The sequence below is a fragment of the Acetobacter oeni genome (assembly GCF_011516825.1).
In the GTDB taxonomy this organism is placed as follows: domain Bacteria; phylum Pseudomonadota; class Alphaproteobacteria; order Acetobacterales; family Acetobacteraceae; genus Acetobacter; species Acetobacter oeni.
The window spans coordinates 33,600-49,886 of the sequence record NZ_WOTA01000008.1 but is presented as its reverse complement, the minus strand read 5'-3'; the positions used below and the strand labels follow the sequence as shown (position 1 = coordinate 49,886).

The 16,287-nt window shown below is 61.7% G+C and carries 19 protein-coding genes; 14 read left to right on the top strand and 5 right to left on the bottom strand.

Annotated features, from left to right (window positions below):
- Window positions 1-12: 12 nt before the first annotated feature.
- Together GOB90_RS07150 and GOB90_RS07145 are read right to left on the bottom strand one after the other, a co-directional pair.
- The gene (locus GOB90_RS07150) at window positions 13-1,110 is read right to left on the bottom strand and encodes an arginine N-succinyltransferase (RefSeq protein ID WP_146886970.1); all 1,098 of its coding nucleotides are present in this window, start codon (window positions 1,108-1,110) and stop codon (window positions 13-15) included.
- Complete coding sequence (locus GOB90_RS07145) at window positions 1,107-2,387, bottom strand: N-succinylarginine dihydrolase (RefSeq protein WP_146886967.1); 1,281 nt, start codon at window positions 2,385-2,387, stop codon at window positions 1,107-1,109. The genes GOB90_RS07150 and GOB90_RS07145 overlap by 4 nt, the downstream gene beginning before the upstream one ends.
- Window positions 2,388-2,588: 201 nt before the next feature.
- On the opposite strand from GOB90_RS07145, the gene hisB reads away from it, so the two are divergent.
- From hisB to GOB90_RS07100, 9 genes are all read left to right on the top strand, one after another.
- Window positions 2,589-3,185 (top strand): imidazoleglycerol-phosphate dehydratase HisB, encoded by a 597-nt coding sequence (gene hisB / locus GOB90_RS07140; RefSeq protein ID WP_146886965.1) that lies wholly within the window; start codon window positions 2,589-2,591, stop codon window positions 3,183-3,185.
- 71 nt (window positions 3,186-3,256) lie between these two features.
- Window positions 3,257-3,655 (top strand): hypothetical protein, encoded by a 399-nt coding sequence (locus GOB90_RS07135; protein ID WP_146886963.1) that lies wholly within the window; start codon window positions 3,257-3,259, stop codon window positions 3,653-3,655.
- A gap of 29 nt (window positions 3,656-3,684) precedes the next feature.
- Complete coding sequence (gene hisH, locus GOB90_RS07130; RefSeq protein WP_146887103.1) at window positions 3,685-4,341, top strand: imidazole glycerol phosphate synthase subunit HisH; 657 nt, start codon at window positions 3,685-3,687, stop codon at window positions 4,339-4,341.
- A complete protein-coding gene (gene hisA / locus GOB90_RS07125; protein WP_146886961.1) occupies window positions 4,338-5,711 on the top strand; it encodes a 1-(5-phosphoribosyl)-5-[(5-phosphoribosylamino)methylideneamino]imidazole-4-carboxamide isomerase in 1,374 nt (457 codons plus the stop codon). Before hisH ends, hisA begins: the two co-directional genes overlap by 4 nt.
- Window positions 5,711-6,472 carry an imidazole glycerol phosphate synthase subunit HisF gene (gene hisF / locus GOB90_RS07120; RefSeq protein WP_146886959.1) on the top strand — a complete coding sequence of 254 codons (762 nt, stop codon included), beginning with the start codon at window positions 5,711-5,713 and terminating at the stop codon, window positions 6,470-6,472. The genes hisA and hisF overlap by 1 nt, the downstream gene beginning before the upstream one ends.
- A gap of 44 nt (window positions 6,473-6,516) precedes the next feature.
- Window positions 6,517-7,008, top strand: coding sequence for a phosphoribosyl-ATP diphosphatase (locus GOB90_RS07115; protein WP_146886957.1), 492 nt, complete (start codon window positions 6,517-6,519; stop codon window positions 7,006-7,008).
- A 74-nt stretch (window positions 7,009-7,082) separates the two neighbouring features.
- Entirely contained in the window at window positions 7,083-7,451 is a 369-nt protein-coding gene (locus GOB90_RS07110) for a histidine triad nucleotide-binding protein (RefSeq protein WP_146886955.1), read from the top strand.
- A gap of 327 nt (window positions 7,452-7,778) precedes the next feature.
- Complete coding sequence (locus tag GOB90_RS07105) at window positions 7,779-8,243, top strand: RidA family protein (protein ID WP_146886953.1); 465 nt, start codon at window positions 7,779-7,781, stop codon at window positions 8,241-8,243.
- Window positions 8,243-9,388 (top strand): GNAT family N-acetyltransferase, encoded by a 1,146-nt coding sequence (locus tag GOB90_RS07100; protein WP_146886951.1) that lies wholly within the window; start codon window positions 8,243-8,245, stop codon window positions 9,386-9,388. Before GOB90_RS07105 ends, GOB90_RS07100 begins: the two co-directional genes overlap by 1 nt.
- A gap of 71 nt (window positions 9,389-9,459) precedes the next feature.
- Here GOB90_RS07100 and GOB90_RS07095 read toward each other — a convergent pair whose 3' ends face one another.
- Together GOB90_RS07095 and GOB90_RS07090 are read right to left on the bottom strand one after the other, a co-directional pair.
- Window positions 9,460-9,726, bottom strand: coding sequence for a hypothetical protein (locus tag GOB90_RS07095; RefSeq protein WP_146886949.1), 267 nt, complete (start codon window positions 9,724-9,726; stop codon window positions 9,460-9,462).
- Window positions 9,727-9,958: 232 nt separating this feature from the next.
- Window positions 9,959-10,456 carry a DciA family protein gene (locus GOB90_RS07090; RefSeq protein WP_146886947.1) on the bottom strand — a complete coding sequence of 166 codons (498 nt, stop codon included), beginning with the start codon at window positions 10,454-10,456 and terminating at the stop codon, window positions 9,959-9,961.
- Between the two features lie 11 nt (window positions 10,457-10,467).
- Between GOB90_RS07090 and mutY the strand changes: the two genes are divergently transcribed.
- The 5 genes from mutY to GOB90_RS07065 all read left to right on the top strand — a co-directional run bounded on the left by mutY (window position 10,468) and on the right by GOB90_RS07065 (window position 14,993).
- On the top strand, window positions 10,468-11,634 hold the full coding sequence (mutY, locus tag GOB90_RS07085) for an A/G-specific adenine glycosylase (protein WP_146886945.1): 1,167 nt from the start codon (window positions 10,468-10,470) through the stop codon (window positions 11,632-11,634).
- Window positions 11,631-12,269 carry a hypothetical protein gene (locus GOB90_RS07080; protein ID WP_242011862.1) on the top strand — a complete coding sequence of 213 codons (639 nt, stop codon included), beginning with the start codon at window positions 11,631-11,633 and terminating at the stop codon, window positions 12,267-12,269. The genes mutY and GOB90_RS07080 overlap by 4 nt, the downstream gene beginning before the upstream one ends.
- A 102-nt stretch (window positions 12,270-12,371) precedes the next feature.
- Complete coding sequence (locus GOB90_RS07075; RefSeq protein WP_173571974.1) at window positions 12,372-12,530, top strand: hypothetical protein; 159 nt, start codon at window positions 12,372-12,374, stop codon at window positions 12,528-12,530.
- Between the two features lie 109 nt (window positions 12,531-12,639).
- Entirely contained in the window at window positions 12,640-13,674 is a 1,035-nt protein-coding gene (gene hemH / locus GOB90_RS07070; RefSeq protein ID WP_146886943.1) for a ferrochelatase, read from the top strand.
- A 110-nt stretch (window positions 13,675-13,784) separates the two neighbouring features.
- On the top strand, window positions 13,785-14,993 hold the full coding sequence (locus tag GOB90_RS07065) for a Bcr/CflA family efflux MFS transporter (RefSeq protein ID WP_146886941.1): 1,209 nt from the start codon (window positions 13,785-13,787) through the stop codon (window positions 14,991-14,993).
- A 1-nt stretch (window position 14,994) separates the two neighbouring features.
- Here the strand turns inward: GOB90_RS07065 and GOB90_RS07060 are convergent, their stop codons facing one another.
- Complete coding sequence (locus tag GOB90_RS07060; protein ID WP_146886939.1) at window positions 14,995-16,281, bottom strand: PQQ-dependent sugar dehydrogenase; 1,287 nt, start codon at window positions 16,279-16,281, stop codon at window positions 14,995-14,997.
- Window positions 16,282-16,287: the final 6 nt, after the last annotated feature.

Sequence of the window (16,287 nt, the reverse complement as noted above, 5' to 3'; positions counted from 1 at the left end):
CAGACAGAGACGTTATGCCGGGTTCCTGCAAATATACAGCACTTCCATTCCGCTGCTGATATCGGTTCTGTTCCGCAGAACAATCTGGCTTTTGCGTCCGGTCACACAGTCACGCCAGACACGAAAGGCTTGCAGATAGCCGGTCGCAATCAGAACCACTTCCTGATTTATATCGATATGACTGAAGTTAGTTGCCTCTGTGCCAATGACGGCGTGCTGACTCAGACGCAGCGTCCTTAAATGATCGGTAATGGCAGAAAGCGTGGGGCCACCATCAAAGATGTCGATATAGCCATCGTAGACGAAACCTTCCATTTCCAGCATTTTTCGCGCCGGAATGGCAAGGTCATGCGTGCGCCCGATCATGGCCTGCGCGGTTTTGGGAAGGAGATCGATATAAATCGGATAACGCGGCATCAGGTCAGAAATAAACTGATTTCCATGGAGCGCGTTATAATGATCGGCCTCAGCGAAATCGCGACCGAAGAAGATACGCCCGACAGCATTCCAGAATGGTGGGCCTTCCGCACCAGCATATCCGCGCAGATCGGCAATAATCCGGTCCGCAAAACGGCGCCGGTGCCGGGCGATAAACAGATAACGGCTGCGGGCAAGCAGAGAGCCGAGCCCGCCGGTCCGATAGTCAGGGTGCAGAAACAGTCCGCCGACTTCAGACGCGCCGTCAAAATCATTCACCAAGTGAAGAAGACGTGAGGAGAACGTGCGGCCAAGCTCTCTCGAAACATGGGTGTGAGTCGCAATTTTATAGCTGTAAAATGGCCACGGCGTCCCGATACGCGAAAAAATACAGGCGGAGCCCGCTATCGTTCCGTTGGATTCATTTTCGAGCACAAGAAAATAAAGTTCATTGTCCGGCGCGCTGAGGTCGCTGTCGACGGAGTTTTCCGACCACTCAAGACGCTTTCTCAGTGCCGACCTGTCACAGGGCAGGTTGAGAAGACCGCCCCCGGTATGGGCGGCAAGAGCGAACAGACGATCCAGATCGTCCAGACGCGCAACCCGCACGATCCATGGATCATACAGGTCTGCGCCACAGTCGGGCACAGAAGCCGGGGTCATTCCGTCACGCAAAAAAATCGCATCCTTCACGCCGCAAATCCCAGAAAATCCAGCAACTCGCGTCGGGCGTTGCGGCAGTCTTCCCACAAATCCGCATGCCCGAGATCGTCCGGGCTGATCCGCTCCGGCCAGCGGTCGTCAATCACAGTCGCAATGCCCTCCAGCTTCGCTTCATCGAGCAAAAACCGCTGGTCAAGCGCCGCTTCGGCAACATCATCCAACACGATCCGAAGACGGAGGCACGCAGGCCCGCCCCCGTTCTGCATCGATTCCCGCAGATTCATGCTTTCAACCCGACGAACCGGTCCGTTTCCGGAGGTCGCCGCATCCAGCCACGCCGCGACAGCGCCCGTCCTGCGACATTCATCCGGAACAATGAGCGCCATTCCGCCTTCCGGAAGCGTAATAAGCTGCGCATTGAACAGATAACTGCGGATCGCATCTTCAAGACTGACAAGAGAAGCCGGCACCTCAAGAATCGTCGCGGACGACACATGCCGGAGGATGGCATCGTAAACCTGCCCCTGATCGGCAAAAGCCTGCTCATGCACCAGCAGAACGGATTCATTCGCGACAGCCACCACATCATTGTGAAACGCGCCGGCCTGTATCGCCGCATCGCTCTGGCGAGCCAGCAAAGTGCGTTCAGCCGCCAGACCATGGCGGCGGGCCACAGCCGCGCTTGCAATGCGCGACTGGCGGGCGGGAAAACCATCCGGACGCGTCTCGCCATAGACAAGAATCTCAAGACCAGGCGCACCGTGATGCGGGCAAAGCCGCATCATGTTGGCCGCGCCCTCATCACCGATCCCGGCCGGTAACGCAGGATGAAGCGCGAAACGGTCCGTGTCGGCGAAAAGAAGGCCAAGTTGCCGCGTCGTCTCAGGTGCTTCAATGCTCCGGTGCAGCATGGTGCACAGATTTGCCGCCGATATATGGCAGCGACCATCCGCCGTATCCGGCGCCGGAGAAACCGTGGCGGCATTGGCCGTCCACATCGGAGAAGCGGACAGAGCCGTCCGCAGCAGACCGGGTTCGTTACGCCACGCCGCCGCGCAGACAGCGTCATCCGTTCCGCTGAAACCGAATTGTCGCAGCCAGCCGGTCAGCGGGCGCTCATGCGGCAGCAGAACGCCCTGCCGCAGTCCCAGCTCCATCATGCGCCGCATCTTGCCCAGACCCTGCAAGGCAGCGACCCTGGGGCGTGAAACCTCGCCGGCATGGCTGGCCGAAGCCCGGTTTCCGAAGGACAGCCCGGCATAATTATGGCTGGGTCCGACCAGACCGTCGAAGTTGATCTCGCGCATAAAGCGGCCTCCGTCCTGTGGCGCCACGTATTAATAAAGTGTCACGGTGCTCCCGTGAGCCCTCCCATACAGGAGACAGGGAACAGACGCACGATAGACATGTCACCCGCATGCACGTACCGCAGATCCGACTATTCCGGTCACATGAATTAACCTAAACCCCGATGGCATTGGCCGCAGTCATCCTGTAAAAGTCGCCGCATGAACGAACCGCGCATCGCCTCACTGCAACGGGTCACCGGCGAGACCGATATCAGCGTCACCGTCAGTCTCGACGGAACCGGAGCCGCCTCCGTCGATACCGGCATCGGTTTCTTCGACCATATGCTGACCGCGCTGGCGAAGCACGGCATGATCGATCTCGACATCGTCGCGAAAGGCGATCTCCATATCGATTTTCATCACACCGTCGAAGATACCGGCATCGCTCTGGGTCAGGCAATCGGCAGAGCGCTCGGAGATAAGCGCGGCGTGCGGCGGTTCGGTTCCGCTCTTGTGCCGCTCGACGAAGCCCTCGCCGAAGTCGTCGTCGACCTCTCGGGCCGGCCGTTTCTCGCCTGGTCCGTCGAATTTCCGGCCTCAACAGTCGGGGAAATGGACACCGAACTGTTCGAAGAATTCTTCCGGGCTTTCGCCATGGCCGCGATGATGACCCTCCACGTCACAAAAAAAACCGGACGTAATTGCCACCACATCGCCGAAAGCGCGTTCAAGGCCACAGCTCGCGCTCTTCGCATGGCCGTCGAATACGATCCCCGCGCGGCAGGCGCGATTCCGTCCACAAAGGGGATCCTGTGAAGATATACTCGGTCTGGCTGCCCGGTCCGGTCACCCCTCGGCGAAGACAGAATGACGGGCTGCCCGTGCTGGTGCGTCAGCACACTGCCTGGCTCGTGCTGTTCTTCGGCTGGATCGGACTAGCCGCTCTCGGAGGGCGTGTCGTCGGAATGGTGGCCGGCGCCCTGCTGATACTCGCGGTGGGCGCCGTGTCAGGAACATGGCTGTGGCTGCCCGTCGTTGCCTCCGGCCGTCTGGCGCTCGCCGTATTTGCCGATGAGCTGATCGAATGGGAGATGAAGGTGCACGGTTTCACCCCGGATGGCGTCGTCGCAGGACCGAACGCCGCCGCCGCCCTTCTGCGCTACATGGATCAGACCGGCCGCAGCACCGGCACGGGTGCCGCTCCGGTTTCCCCGACAGGCCATAGCGGCGTGCCCGACCCGTTTGCCGCTGCTTACGGTCGCCCGGCTGGCGGAACCGTGTTTTGAGCAGTCAGGCCCTACGCAGCGACATCACCATGCAGTCGGTCGTCGTCATCGATTACGACGGCGGTAATCTGGCCTCCGCCGCCCGGGCGCTGGAACGCGCGGCGGAACTCGCGGGCCTGCCCGTTTCGGTCACCATCACAAACGATCCTGCCGCCGTCCTTGCCGCCGACCGGATCGTCCTGCCGGGGCAGGGCGCCTTCGCCGACTGCGCCCGGGGCCTCGCCGCCGTGCCTGGCCTGCGCGAAGCCATCGATGCGGCCGCCGCAGGCGGCACACCGTTTCTCGGCATCTGCGTCGGCATGCAACTCATGGCCGAACGCGGCCTCGAACACGGCACAACCCCGGGCTTTGGCTGGGTCAGCGGCGAGATCGCGCCGATGGATGTTCCCGGTCTTCGTCTGCCGCAAATGGGCTGGAATGAACTCGTTTTCTCCCGCCCGCATCCGCTGACGGAAGGGCTGGGATCACACCCTCACGGTTATTTCGTCCATTCCTACGCCCTGTCCGGCGCCAGCCCCGATGAACTGGTGGCCACAACGGATTACGGTGGCCCGGTCCCGGCCATCGTAGTCCGGGACAACCGGGCCGGCACCCAGTTTCACGTCGAAAAAAGTCAGGCCACCGGTCTGCGCATCCTGGCGAACTTCCTCCGCTGGAAGCCTGAAAGGGCAGGGGAAGACACATGAATTTCACACCCGACAGCAGCGCCGCCGATCTCACCTCCGAACGTGTGCAGTCTCTCACAGAGGACGACATCCACGCCCTGTGCGAAGCCACGGATGCCGCCATTCTCGACGGCGGCGGCTTCGGCTGGGTCAGACCGCAGGGCCGCACCGCGCTGGAGCGCTACTTCCGCGGCGTCATGCTTGTTCCCGAGCGAACCCTCTTCGTCGTCCGGCAAAACGGCACTATCGTCGGCTCCGCCCAGCTCGTTCGTCCGCCGCGCAATAATGAGGCCCAGGCGATGAACGCCAGCCTCATGCACTTCCATGTCGCGCCCTACGCCCGCAGGCTCGGCCTCGGACGTCTCCTGCTTGACGAAATTCTGCAATGCGCCCGCGCTATGGGCTATCAGTTCCTCAATCTCGATGTCCGCGAAAGCCAGGCCGCCGCAATCGCCCTGTTCCGAAGCCGGGGCTTCGAACTGTGGGGTACCCATCCGGCTTACGCGCTTGTGGATGGCCACATCCGGCGCGGCCTGTATTTCGTCAGACGTCTCCAGGACCAGAGTCGCATTACGCATTACGCGCCGGACACGCGACCCGAGAACAAAGACCCGGAAACCATGCCCGAATCCCAGACTGCCCCGTCCCGGACCACCCGCTCCCTGACCCTTTATCCGGCGATCGACCTCAAGGATGGCGCCTGCGTGCGCCTCCGCCGGGGGGAAATGGACGATGCCACCGTCTATTCCAACGATCCCGGCGCCCAGGCCCGCGCCTGGTGCGGGGCCGGATTCCGGCGCCTCCACGTCGTCGATCTCAACGGCGCCTTCGCGGGGCGATCGGCCAATACGGAAGCCGTCCGCCAGATCGTTGCCAACGCGACAGTCCCCGTCCAGCTCGGCGGCGGCCTGCGCGATATGGACGGCATCGCCGCCTGGCTCGAAGCCGGCGTCAGTCGGGTTATCCTCGGCTCCGTCGCCGTGAAGAACCCCGAACTCGTGCGCGAGGCCTGCCGCGCTTTCCCCGGCCGCATCGTCGCGGGGATCGATGCCCGGCAAGGCCATGTCGCGACAGAAGGCTGGGCTGAAGTCTCCGATATGCAGGCCACCGAACTGGGCCTCCGGATGCAGGACGCCGGCGTGGCCGCAATCATCTTCACTGAAATCACCCGGGACGGCATGCTCGAAGGGCTTGACCTCGCGCAAACCGCTCAACTCGCGCAAACCGTCTCCGTCCCCGTCATCGCCAGCGGCGGCGTCGGCTCACTCGATCATCTCGTCGCCCTGAAGCAGGTCGCGGATGATGTGGCCGGTATCGAAGGCGTCGTTGTCGGTCGCGCCCTTTACGACGGCCGAATCTCCCCCGCCGATGCGCTCAGGGTTCTGGCCTGATGCTGAAACTCAGGGTGATCCCGTGCCTGGACGTGAAAAACGGCCGCGTGGTGAAAGGCGTCAACTTCGTCTCCCTGCGCGACGCCGGTGATCCCGTTGAACAGGCCGCCGTCTATGATGCTGCCGGAGCCGACGAACTCACTTTTCTTGACATCACCGCCAGCCACGAAAATCGCGACACTATACTGGATGTGGTCAGCCGCACCGCCGAGCGGATATTCCTGCCACTCACCGTCGGCGGCGGCGTCCGCACAACCGCTGATATGCGGCGTCTTCTGCTCGCCGGCGCGGATAAATGTGCCATGAACTCCGCCGCCGTGAAGCGCCCCGAACTGATCAATGAAGCCGCCGGTAAATTCGGCAGCCAGTGCGTCGTCGTTGGCGTGGATGCCCGCTCGGACGGTAAAGGCGGATGGGAAGTCTTCACGCACGGAGGCCGGACTCCCACCGGCATCGACGTGCTCGACTGGTGCCGCAACGTCGCGGAACGCGGCGCCGGCGAAATTCTCCTCACTTCCATGGACCGCGATGGCACCCGGTCCGGCTTCGATCTCGATCTCCTGCGTGCCGTCAACGCCGCCGTCCGTCTGCCCGTCATCGCCTCCGGCGGCGTTGGCACCCTGGAGCACTTCGTCGAAGGCGCCCGGGCCGGCGCCACTGGCCTTCTGGCCGCGAGCGTGTTTCACTTCGGCCAGTTTACCGTGCCGGAAGTGAAACACGCTCTCGCCGCCGCCGGCCTGCCGGTTCGTCCGGTCTCCTGACTTATGATATCTGATGTCCTGCCCCGCCTCTGACCGGATTGACCATGCCCAGCACCTCCACGAAAAAGTCCTCCGCCGAAACAGGCAAGCCCGTCCAGGGTAAAGCCGCCGGGAAATCGAAAAAAACAGAGAAAGCCGCCGCGCAGAAACCGGCGGGTAAAAAGAGCGCGGCGACACACCCGGTCGCACCCATCCCTGAAGAGAACGTAAACGCCTCAATTCTTGACCGTCTGTTCGATGTCGTCACCAGTCGTCGCGGTACGGACCCCTCCCTCAGTCATTCAGCCCGCCTCCTGTCCCGTGGCACCGGAAAGATCGCCCAGAAATTCGGCGAGGAAGCCGTCGAATGTCTCATCGAGGCCGTTGCCGGACGCCAACATGAGCTGGTTGGAGAAAGTGCTGATGTTCTCTATCATCTTATCGTTTTGTGGGTGGATGCCGACGTCACCCCCGCGCAGGTCTGGGCCGAGCTGGAGCGGCGGCAGGGCATAAGCGGTATCGCTGAAAAAGCCTCCCGGCCGCGTCATAAAAGCTGAGAAAATTATTTGTCAGGGCAGTAGGTTTCCGATCCTCCCTTCGCCCTGAGTTAAAAATCATTCAGGAGCAGACAATGGCGGTGAGCGCATACGATCCCGAAAACATTTTCGCGAAAATTCTGCGCGGGGAAATCCCCTGCAAAAAAGTCTTCGAAAACGAATGGGCTCTTGCCTTCCACGATATCGGCTCGAAAGCCCCGGTCCACGTTCTCGTCATTCCCAAAAAGCCTTACGTGTCCTTCGTGGACTTCAGCGCCAGGGCTTCAGAGGATGAAATAACCGGCTTTACCCGCACCGTTGGCCACGTCGCCACAGCTCTTGGTCTCGACGAACCCGGTTACCGCCTGATCAGCAATGTCGGCCCCGATTCCGGCCAGGAAGTCCCGCATTTCCACGTCCATCTTCTCGGCGGTCGTCGTCTCGGCGCTCTCGTCTCACCGTAAGTTTCTTATCCGACAGCAGATAAAGACATAGTCCGGATCTCGCCAGACAGACATCACCAGCCGGCAGGACGGGTTATCATTGGCCTGGACGAACGGCTCTTTCGCTTCAGGCATCCCTGCGGATCGCAGAGACCATTTTCCATGTCTGCCTCTGCTACGGAAAACTTCACGTACGCCCGGCTGTTGCCTCATCCGGAATCCGACACGTTCTCGCTGCAAAAACGGGCCGGAATCCCCGGCAGAAAATCCTGCTTCACCCTTGCCCCGAACCACCCAGGCAGGCACCCTGTTCCCTCATTTCCGCTCATCTGACTCAAGGATCGACCGATGTCCGAAACCCCGGAATCCCGCCTCGCTTCCCTCGGGATCACTCTGCCGACACCGGCAACGCCCGTCGCCAATTACCTTCCCTGGACCCGATCCGGCTCACTCATCGTCATCTCCGGCCAGCTTCCCCTGAAAGATGGCAAGCTCCTCGCCACCGGTAAACTCGGTGACGCGGTTGCGCTGGAAACCGGCACGGAAGCCGCCCGCTACTGCCTGATCAATCTCCTCGCACAGCTGAAAACAGCCGTGGGCGACCTCTCGAAAGTTACTCGTGTCGTCCGTCTGGGCGGCTTCATCGCCTGCACGCCCGAATTCACCGCGCACGCCACGGTCATGAATGGCGCATCCGATCTCGCCGTCGATGTCTTCGGTGATGCCGGTCGCCATGCCCGCTCCACTGTCGGCGTCCCGTCTTTGCCCCTCGATGCGCCAGTCGAAGTCGAAGGGATGTTCGAGGTCAGCTGATGTCCGGATGGGCGGTCTCGCTTCATACGAAAATTGCCGATATCCCGGTCGAAGACTGGGATGCCTGCGCGGGAGCAGACAATCCGTTCATTAGTCACGCCTTTCTCTCAGCCGTCGAAGACAGCGGGTCGGCCACGCCCCGCACCGGCTGGCTGCCGCAATATGTCGAACTGCGCGATTCCGACAGTCGGATCGTCGCGGTTGCACCGGCCTATCTGAAGTCCCACTCCTACGGCGAATATGTCTTCGACCGTGGCTGGGCACAGGCATTCGAAAATGCGGGCGGCACCTACTATCCGAAACTCCAGATTGCCGTCCCGTTCTCCCCGGTTCCGGGCGCGAGACTGCTGGTCCGTCCCGATGCACCCGCCGACACCCGGGGCGCCCTGATTCAGGCTCTGGCGCAGGTCTGCGAGCAACTCGACCTGTCCTCTGCTCACGTCACGTTCTGCACCAGCCAGGAGTATGAAAGTCTTTCCGACCGGGGCTGGCTGCCGCGCCTCGGGATGCAGTATCACTGGCATAATCACGGCTATGACAGCTTCGATGCGTTCCTGGAGGCGCTCTCCTCCCGCAAACGTAAGGTGCTCCGGCGTGAGCGCCGCGATGCCAATGCCTGCGGCCTTGACTACAGGACTTATCGAGGCCGGGAAATCACCGAAGCTCTGTGGGATGCTTTTTTCAGATTTTACCACGCGACAGTCGACCGAAAATGGGGTCAGGCCTACCTGACCCGCCCGTTCTTCTCTCTGCTGTCGGAAAGACTGGGCGACAAAGTCGTCCTCATGGTCGCTGAACATCATGGCACACCCGTCGCAGGCGCCCTCAATCTTCTCGGTGGCGATACGCTGTATGGCCGGAACTGGGGCTGTGTGGGAGAATGGCCGTTCCTGCACTTCGAACTGTGCTATTATCGCGCCATCGATTTCGCTATCGAACACGGCCTGGCCCGCGTCGAGGCAGGAGCGCAGGGCGAACATAAAATCCAGCGGGGCTATCTTCCCGCGCTGACATTCTCAGCGCATTTCATCAGAAATACCGGGTTTCGCAATGCCGTGGCGACATTTCTCGAAGAGGAACGGCCTGCGGTGATGGCTGATGCCGAAGCCCTGCTCGCGTTCTCGCCTTACCGGAAAGAGAACTGACAGCACGGGAACGACGGGATTTCACCCTGGCTGGCCGGAGTGTTTTCAGAGAAAGCCGGGATGCAGACAGATCACTGACCCTGGCTGCTGGTGCCGGACCTCGCTGCTTCCATGCCATCCTGACGACCGGCATCATCCGGCTCCCCGGCCTTCCGCACCAGATGAGGACTCGTCCGCCGCAAAAGGCTCGCCCGAAGCATCGCTCCGGTATCGCGGGGCGACATGTGCTCCCAGCGCGCCAGAAAATCGAGATCGGACCGCACAAGCGGATCCTGTGCCGACACAGCCTCGGCCGACTGCCCGGAAACCGGCAATTCAGCCACATCATAATCCATCATCTACTCCCGCCGGCACAACCGGCTACACGAATCGGCCTGCGCCGGGTCCTGAAAGCGTGCTGATCTCGCATGTCTCCATGACCAAACCGTAAAATAGTTCCCGGTCGGAAAAGTTGCGTGTCATCTCTGGCTTTTTCATGTCCGGCAATGTCAAAAATTCGACATTATCTGTATGCCTGCCATGCGTTTCGGGAAGATCTCTTGAACCCGATGCCTCGGCACCGGGCCGCCTTCACCGTCGTCGCCCGCCGCGTTCGCTGATCCGGCTCCCCAGCGCCTCAAGCGCGCTCCGTAATGGTCCCTCGGGCATGTCCGGCAGAGACACCGGGGCAACCGCTGCCGGTTTTACCCGTTTTGTCCTGCCCGAGTCCGCCGGAGCCTGAAAATCCTGCGTCAGCCGGAGCCGTACGACAGTGTTCGGACCGCACCATGTATTGATCCGGTCGATCAGACCGGCCTGCATGTGCTGCAATTCCATCGCAACCGGTCCCCGGCAGGCAATGGTCAGCATCCCGGCCGTGAGCTTCTTCGGCAGCGTGCGGGACGCATAGGCCGGCCCGACGATACTGCCCCACTCCAGAAACAGCGTCACCGTCGCCGGGGACCGCTTCCGGAACGCAGGCCGCGTGACAGCAGGAAGAAGCGCCGACAGACTGCGGGCCGTGAAAGCACGCTTCGGAGGCTCCGTTTTCACCGCGTCACCCTTGCCGACTTTCTTCGTGGCTTTCATAACACGCTCCTGTGACCTTAAGTTCAACCGCGCTTCTCACTTGGTACGACCGGAACCGCCGCGCGCTCCCCTGGCGCGCGCTGCCAGGCCATCCGGCTGACCCTTATCACGTCTGGATCAGCGAAATCATGCTGCAACAGACAACGGTCACCGCCGTCATCCCGTATTATCAGAGATTCCTTGAGCGCTTCCCGACCCTTGAAGCCCTCGCGGCTGCTCCGGTCGATGACGTCCTGGTGCTCTGGGCCGGCCTGGGCTATTACTCCCGCGCCCGGAATCTGCATCGCTGTGCCGGGATCGTCGCCGAAAACGGCGGCTTTCCCCGGGATGTCGAAAGCCTGCGAGCCCTCCCGGGGATCGGCCCCTATACGGCGGCTGCCATCGCGGCGATTGCCTTCGGGATTCCTGTCATCCCCGTGGACGGCAATGTCGAGCGAGTTACCGCGCGCGTCTTCGCCATCGAAGCCCCGCTGCCCGGTTCCCGAAAGCTGCTGGCCACGCAGGCCGCGACCCTCAACCGTGAAAAAGCCGCGCAGGCCCGCCCGTCCGATTTCGCGCAGGCCCTTTTCGATCTTGGCGCCGGTATCTGCACGCCGCGTTCCCCGGCCTGCGTCCTGTGTCCCTGGCAGGGCGGTTGCGCGGCGCAAAAATCCGGCATCCAGGCCCTGCTGCCGCGTCGCGCGCCCAAAGGCGACCGCCCGGCCCGCTACGGCGTCCATTTTCTTCTCATCGACGACGCAGGACGGCTTCTGATGCGGAAACGCCCGCCATCAGGTCTGCTCGGCGGAACGGTTGAACTGCCGGGAACAGAATGGCTGTGCGCTCTATGGAACCGGGAAGACGCGTTCATCCATGCCCCGTTCTCTGACCGGCCCGCCGGAAAAACCGGACGGATCAGATGGGAAGCCGCGGGAGAAATTAAACACGTTTTCACCCATTTCTCGCTTTCTGTTGCGGTGTACGCGGCAAGACTCCCCGTCATGCCCAATCCCGACGACCGTGATGGTTTCCTGGTGCGGGCCGACGAGCTTCAGAAAAATGCACTCTCGTCGCTTATGAGGAAATGCGTGGAGACAGGGCTGGATTTTATCGGCGCCGCCGGCCGGGATGGCGATCCGCCATCAAAAAAATCAGGGACCATGCGGAATGTAAAACTGACAGAGGGAGAAGGTGCTTGAGGCAGGAACAGAACTCCGATCGTGAAATCTGGCTGATGGATTATTTCGGCCGGTTCCTGCACAATGATCCTCACCATGATCGCATCGTCGCTCTGGCACCCGACACGTGCCCGGACGGAAAGCCCGGCCTGATCCTCGACATTGATCCGCAACGTGCCGACGTCCCTTTCGTGCTGGTGAAACGGACAACAGCGCCGATGCCCCTGCCGCAGATTGAACCGGTCACGCTGAAAGGTGCCGCAATCGCGCTGAAAATCACGGATCGGACCGGTCCTTACGTCGATTCACGGAATTGCTTTTTCTCAAGTCAGCCCGACGGCGAAGTGCAGTTCGATCGCAGCCGTCACGAGGGATGGGAATGTTATGCGCCGATCCCGGCCCGGACCGCCCGGATTTTTTTCCCCGGGAATGGCATTTCCCTGCGTGATAAAAGCAGCGGGCTGCAAATTCCGGCGCCGCAACCGGAAACAGGACTTTCCGTCCTGATGGCCGGCCGCACTTATCCGCTGGATCTGATAAGCCCGTTCCTGACGCAGCTCGGCGCCCTGTCACCCGGTGAAAGCAGCCACCTCGTTCTGCCCGCCCTGAACGACCACCCTCAGTTAACCGTGGTGGCCAGCCGCCGTCCTGTATGATTTCAGGCTTGCATCCCTTGATGCGGCGTGCCCTACTCAAAAGCGAACAGCCTGCCATCGTGCGTCATGCGCGGTTGTGTGCTGAAACGTGGGAGCTGCGAAGTGTCTTTCTTCAACGACATCGCGTCATACGTGCCGCACCTGAATATTGTCGAAACGGGGCTTCTGGCCGTCGTGGCCGGAATAACCGTGTTCCTGGGGCATTTATCCGCGCGCCGCGCTGCGCCGCGATATGTTCCGGTGCGCATACGCCAGCGCTGACACAGACGCAAAATTTTTTCCATCTGACCCCGGCTGGCGGCAGACCATTTCCCCGGGCGGGCCATTCACCGGATTTTACGGGTGATACGAATCCTGTAAGCAGGACGGCATGAGCTTCCTGCATATTTCAGGCGCATCAGAGCCTGCCCCCATGGGACAGGGCCGCGTCGGTATTCTCCTGGCCAATCTCGGAACTCCTGACGACACCGGTTTTTCCGGCGTGCGCCGGTATCTGTCCGAGTTCCTGTCCGACCAGCGTGTCATAGAGGCATCGCCTGCGGTGTGGCAGCCCATCCTGCAGGGCGTGGTGCTCACAGTGCGCCCTCGCAAAAGCGGCGCGGCCTATCGCCGGATCTGGAACACGGATCGCAACGAGAGTCCGCTCCGCACCTGGACACGCGAGCAGTCCGACCAGTTGGCAAAACGATTCAGCGCCGAAAACATCAGCGTCGTCTGGGGCATGCGCTATGGAAAACCCTCCGTTGCGCAGGCGGTCGGGGAACTGATGACCGCAGGCTGCGACCGTATCCTGTTCATGCCGCTCTATCCTCAGTACAGCGCGACAACGACCGCCACCGCGAACGATCAGCTCTTTCGCTTTCTGATGAAACTGCGACGTCAGCCCGCTGTCCGCACGCTGCCCGCCTTCGCCGATCATCCCGCCTATATCAGGGCGCTCGCGGAGACTGCACGGCAGGCGCTGTCTTCTCTGTCCGCCCCGCCACAAATGATCGTCACATCGTTTCACGGCCTGCCGAACGAATACGTCGCCAAAGGCGACCCGTATCGTCAGGACTGCGAGCGGACTGTCGCTGCACTGCGGACAGCCATGGGCATGACAGAACAGGATATGCCGCTGACCTTCCAGTCACGTTTCGGGCCGGCGAAATGGCTGGAGCCGTACACAGCCCCGTTCATCGCCGGTCTGCCCGAGAAGGGCGTTAAGCGGATCGCGGTCATCATGCCGGGCTTCATGGCGGACTGCATCGAAACACTCGATGAAATCGGCAACGAAGTGCGTAGCGAGTTTCTCGCGGCCGGAGGGGAGGAGCTTACCCTCATCCCCTGTCTGAACGGCAGTCGGGAAGCAATCGACCTCCTGGAGACGCTGGCCCGGTCGGAGATTCAGGGCTGGGCCGCCTGAGGCCGGACCGGTCTCGTCCGGACAACTTTCCGCTTGCGTCCGGTCTGCTTTCCAGGTGAACAGACCAGCCGCCGCCGCTCCCCGCGCCGGTCCTTTCAGAGTGCCGGCCAATGCACACCGTTCCGACAGCCCCGCCAGCCACCAGACGCGATCTCTTTCTCATCCTCTGTCTGCTGGCCTGTCTAGGCCCGCTCAATATCGACCTTTATCTGCCTGGTTTTCCGGGCATCGCGCATGATTTTCACGCTGGTCAGACTGCCGTCCAGTTCAGTCTGACCGGCGCGCTGCTCGGTCTTGCCGCCGGACAACTGGCCGTCGGCCCCTTCAGTGACGCCAAAGGCCGTAAGGGACCGCTGGTTATCGCGATGGGCCTGTTCACCCTGTCATCGCTGTTCTGTGCCGCCGCGCCGGGGATCGGCACCTTCATCATCGCCCGCTTCATGCAGGGACTGACCGCTTCGGCCGGTCTCGTCCTGTCCCGCGCCATTGTCCGCGATGTGTTTTCCGGTACCGCACTGGCACGATTCTTCTCCCGGCTGATGATCATCACAGCCATCGCGCCCATGGTCGCCCCGATGATCGGTGGCGCCATCCTTCTCGCCCCGTCCGCAACCTGGCGCACGCTGTTCCTGTTTCTCGCCGCTGTCGGTCTGATCGCATCGGCGCTGACCCTGCTCAGACTGCATGAAACACTCGATCCGTCGCGCCGGCACGTCCATTCGTCCCGCACCACACTCGGCACGTTTTACAGCCTGTTCAGCGATCGCGAATTCACCGGTTACGCCCTGACGGTCGGACTGATCCACGGCGGCAGTTTCGCATATGTCGCGGGCACGCCGTTTATTTACCAGACACTCTACGGAGTCAGCCCGCAGGTTTTCAGCATCCTTTTCGGGATAAACGGACTGGCGATGGTCGCGGGAAGCTGGCTGGTCGGTCGCGCCTCCGGCCCGGACTCAATCAGACAGATCCTGCGTTACGCCGTGCTGACCATAACGACGGTAAGCGTCCTGATTACCGTTCTGGGACTGATCAGAGGACCGCTCGCTCTGCTGGTCATCGCGATTTTTCTTTACATGATCTGCATCGGGATTGTCCTGACATCGACCTTCGTGCTCGCCATAGAGCATCAGGGACACAGAGCGGGAAGCGCCAGCGGCCTGCTTGGCGCATTGCCCCTCCTTGTCGGCGCGATCGCGGCGCCGCTGGTCGGGATCAGCCATTCAGCCGGCGCCGTGCCAATGGGACTGGTTCTGCTGCTGACCTGTCTCGGCGGCACGGTCTGCTGCTTCCGGCTGGCCTTTCATACACCGCGATAGCTTACCGGCCGGAAGGTCGCTCCGCCGCCAGCCGCAGCAATGCCCCGTTATGATCCTCCGTGATCAGCACACTGCCATCCGCCATCACAGCAAGTCCCGCCGGCGAGCCCGCAGGCCCGGCCCCGTCCGGGAGATCCTGCCAGCCCCATACGAGCGGCTGCGGGTCTCCGGCAGGCTTCCCGTTCGGCCTGATCGCCAGACTGACCACGCGATGACCCTGATCCCGATACCCGTGATACGCGATGAGAACGTGATCCCTCAGACCCGGCAGCGTGGTCCCGTTGTAAAAAATCATGCCCAGAGGAGCGGAATGAGCGGGCAATAACAGATCGGGCCAGGTCGTGGCCGCACAGATATGCGCCGGATATTCCGGTGCCGCGCGTCCTTTATCGTAGCAATAGGGCCAGCCGTAATCACGGCCGCGCTGAATGACGTGATACGTATCGTGCGGCAGATCATTACCGGAAAGATCGGGATCGGCACTGTCGATATTGTCACGGGCATTGACGGCGGCCAGAAGGGTGCCCCCCGGCATCACCGTCATTGCCACCGGATTGCGAAGACCCGTCGCCATCACATCGCCCCGCCCGGCTGCCTGCGTCGTGGTGCCAGGCCGGAACCGGAGGATCGCGGCGCGCGGAACCGGCTCGTCCAGTTCCGGACAACGCCGGGTGGTATCGGGCGCTTTTCCCGTTTCTGATTCGCAGTTATTTGTGGAAGACCCGGCACTGACATACAGATCTCCGCGCGGATCTGGTGCCATGACAGTCAGAATATTCCGTCCTGTAACGGGCAGACCCGTCAGAACCTGCTGCATCTCCGCCGTGCCGTCCGGATGGAGGCCGACGCGCACGACATGGCCCGGCAATCCCATATAGAGCTGACCGTCTGCGCCGAACACCAGCCCGTCGGGGCGATCCAGCCCACTGAGCAGAACCCTCGGTGCCGCATGTCCGTTCTGACCCAGAGCCAGCAGACGACCCTGACCAGGCTGCCAGCCGCCCATATCGGCGATATAAATGGTGTCGTCCTTTACCGCGACGCCACGCGGAAACCCCAGTCCGGTGGCGAGGACGCCGACACACAGCCCGTCAGGTGTCAGAAGATCGGCCCGGGGAAAAGCATCACAGGCCCCGTGCGGTATGTAGGAATCAGGCCGGGCACGAACCTGTCCCGCGGGCAGACCCGGAAAAACTGCCAGAATAAACACTGCCAGAAACAGAAAAATCAGAACAGAGCGCAGACGTCCTGGCCCCGTAAAGCGGACGAGATGTTTTTTTGCCAGCATGAGGTC

Bases quoted from the DNA above. Each gene is read 5' to 3' on its own strand.
- GOB90_RS07060 (WP_146886939.1), bottom strand. From the start codon at position 16,281: ATGCTGGCAAAAAAACATCTCGTCCGCTTTACGGGGCCAGGACGTCTG.
- GOB90_RS07115 (WP_146886957.1), top strand. From the start codon at position 6,517: ATGCCCAGCACCTCCACGAAAAAGTCCTCCGCCGAAACAGGCAAGCCC.
- GOB90_RS07065 (WP_146886941.1), top strand. From the start codon at position 13,785: ATGCACACCGTTCCGACAGCCCCGCCAGCCACCAGACGCGATCTCTTT.
- GOB90_RS07145 (WP_146886967.1), bottom strand. From the start codon at position 2,387: ATGCGCGAGATCAACTTCGACGGTCTGGTCGGACCCAGCCATAATTAT.
- hisA (WP_146886961.1), top strand. From the start codon at position 4,338: ATGAATTTCACACCCGACAGCAGCGCCGCCGATCTCACCTCCGAACGT.
- GOB90_RS07090 (WP_146886947.1), bottom strand. From the start codon at position 10,456: ATGAAAGCCACGAAGAAAGTCGGCAAGGGTGACGCGGTGAAAACGGAG.
- hemH (WP_146886943.1), top strand. From the start codon at position 12,640: ATGAGCTTCCTGCATATTTCAGGCGCATCAGAGCCTGCCCCCATGGGA.
- GOB90_RS07100 (WP_146886951.1), top strand. From the start codon at position 8,243: ATGTCCGGATGGGCGGTCTCGCTTCATACGAAAATTGCCGATATCCCG.
- GOB90_RS07095 (WP_146886949.1), bottom strand. From the start codon at position 9,726: ATGATGGATTATGATGTGGCTGAATTGCCGGTTTCCGGGCAGTCGGCC.
- hisB (WP_146886965.1), top strand. From the start codon at position 2,589: ATGAACGAACCGCGCATCGCCTCACTGCAACGGGTCACCGGCGAGACC.
- GOB90_RS07105 (WP_146886953.1), top strand. From the start codon at position 7,779: ATGTCCGAAACCCCGGAATCCCGCCTCGCTTCCCTCGGGATCACTCTG.
- GOB90_RS07110 (WP_146886955.1), top strand. From the start codon at position 7,083: ATGGCGGTGAGCGCATACGATCCCGAAAACATTTTCGCGAAAATTCTG.
- hisF (WP_146886959.1), top strand. From the start codon at position 5,711: ATGCTGAAACTCAGGGTGATCCCGTGCCTGGACGTGAAAAACGGCCGC.
- hisH (WP_146887103.1), top strand. From the start codon at position 3,685: ATGCAGTCGGTCGTCGTCATCGATTACGACGGCGGTAATCTGGCCTCC.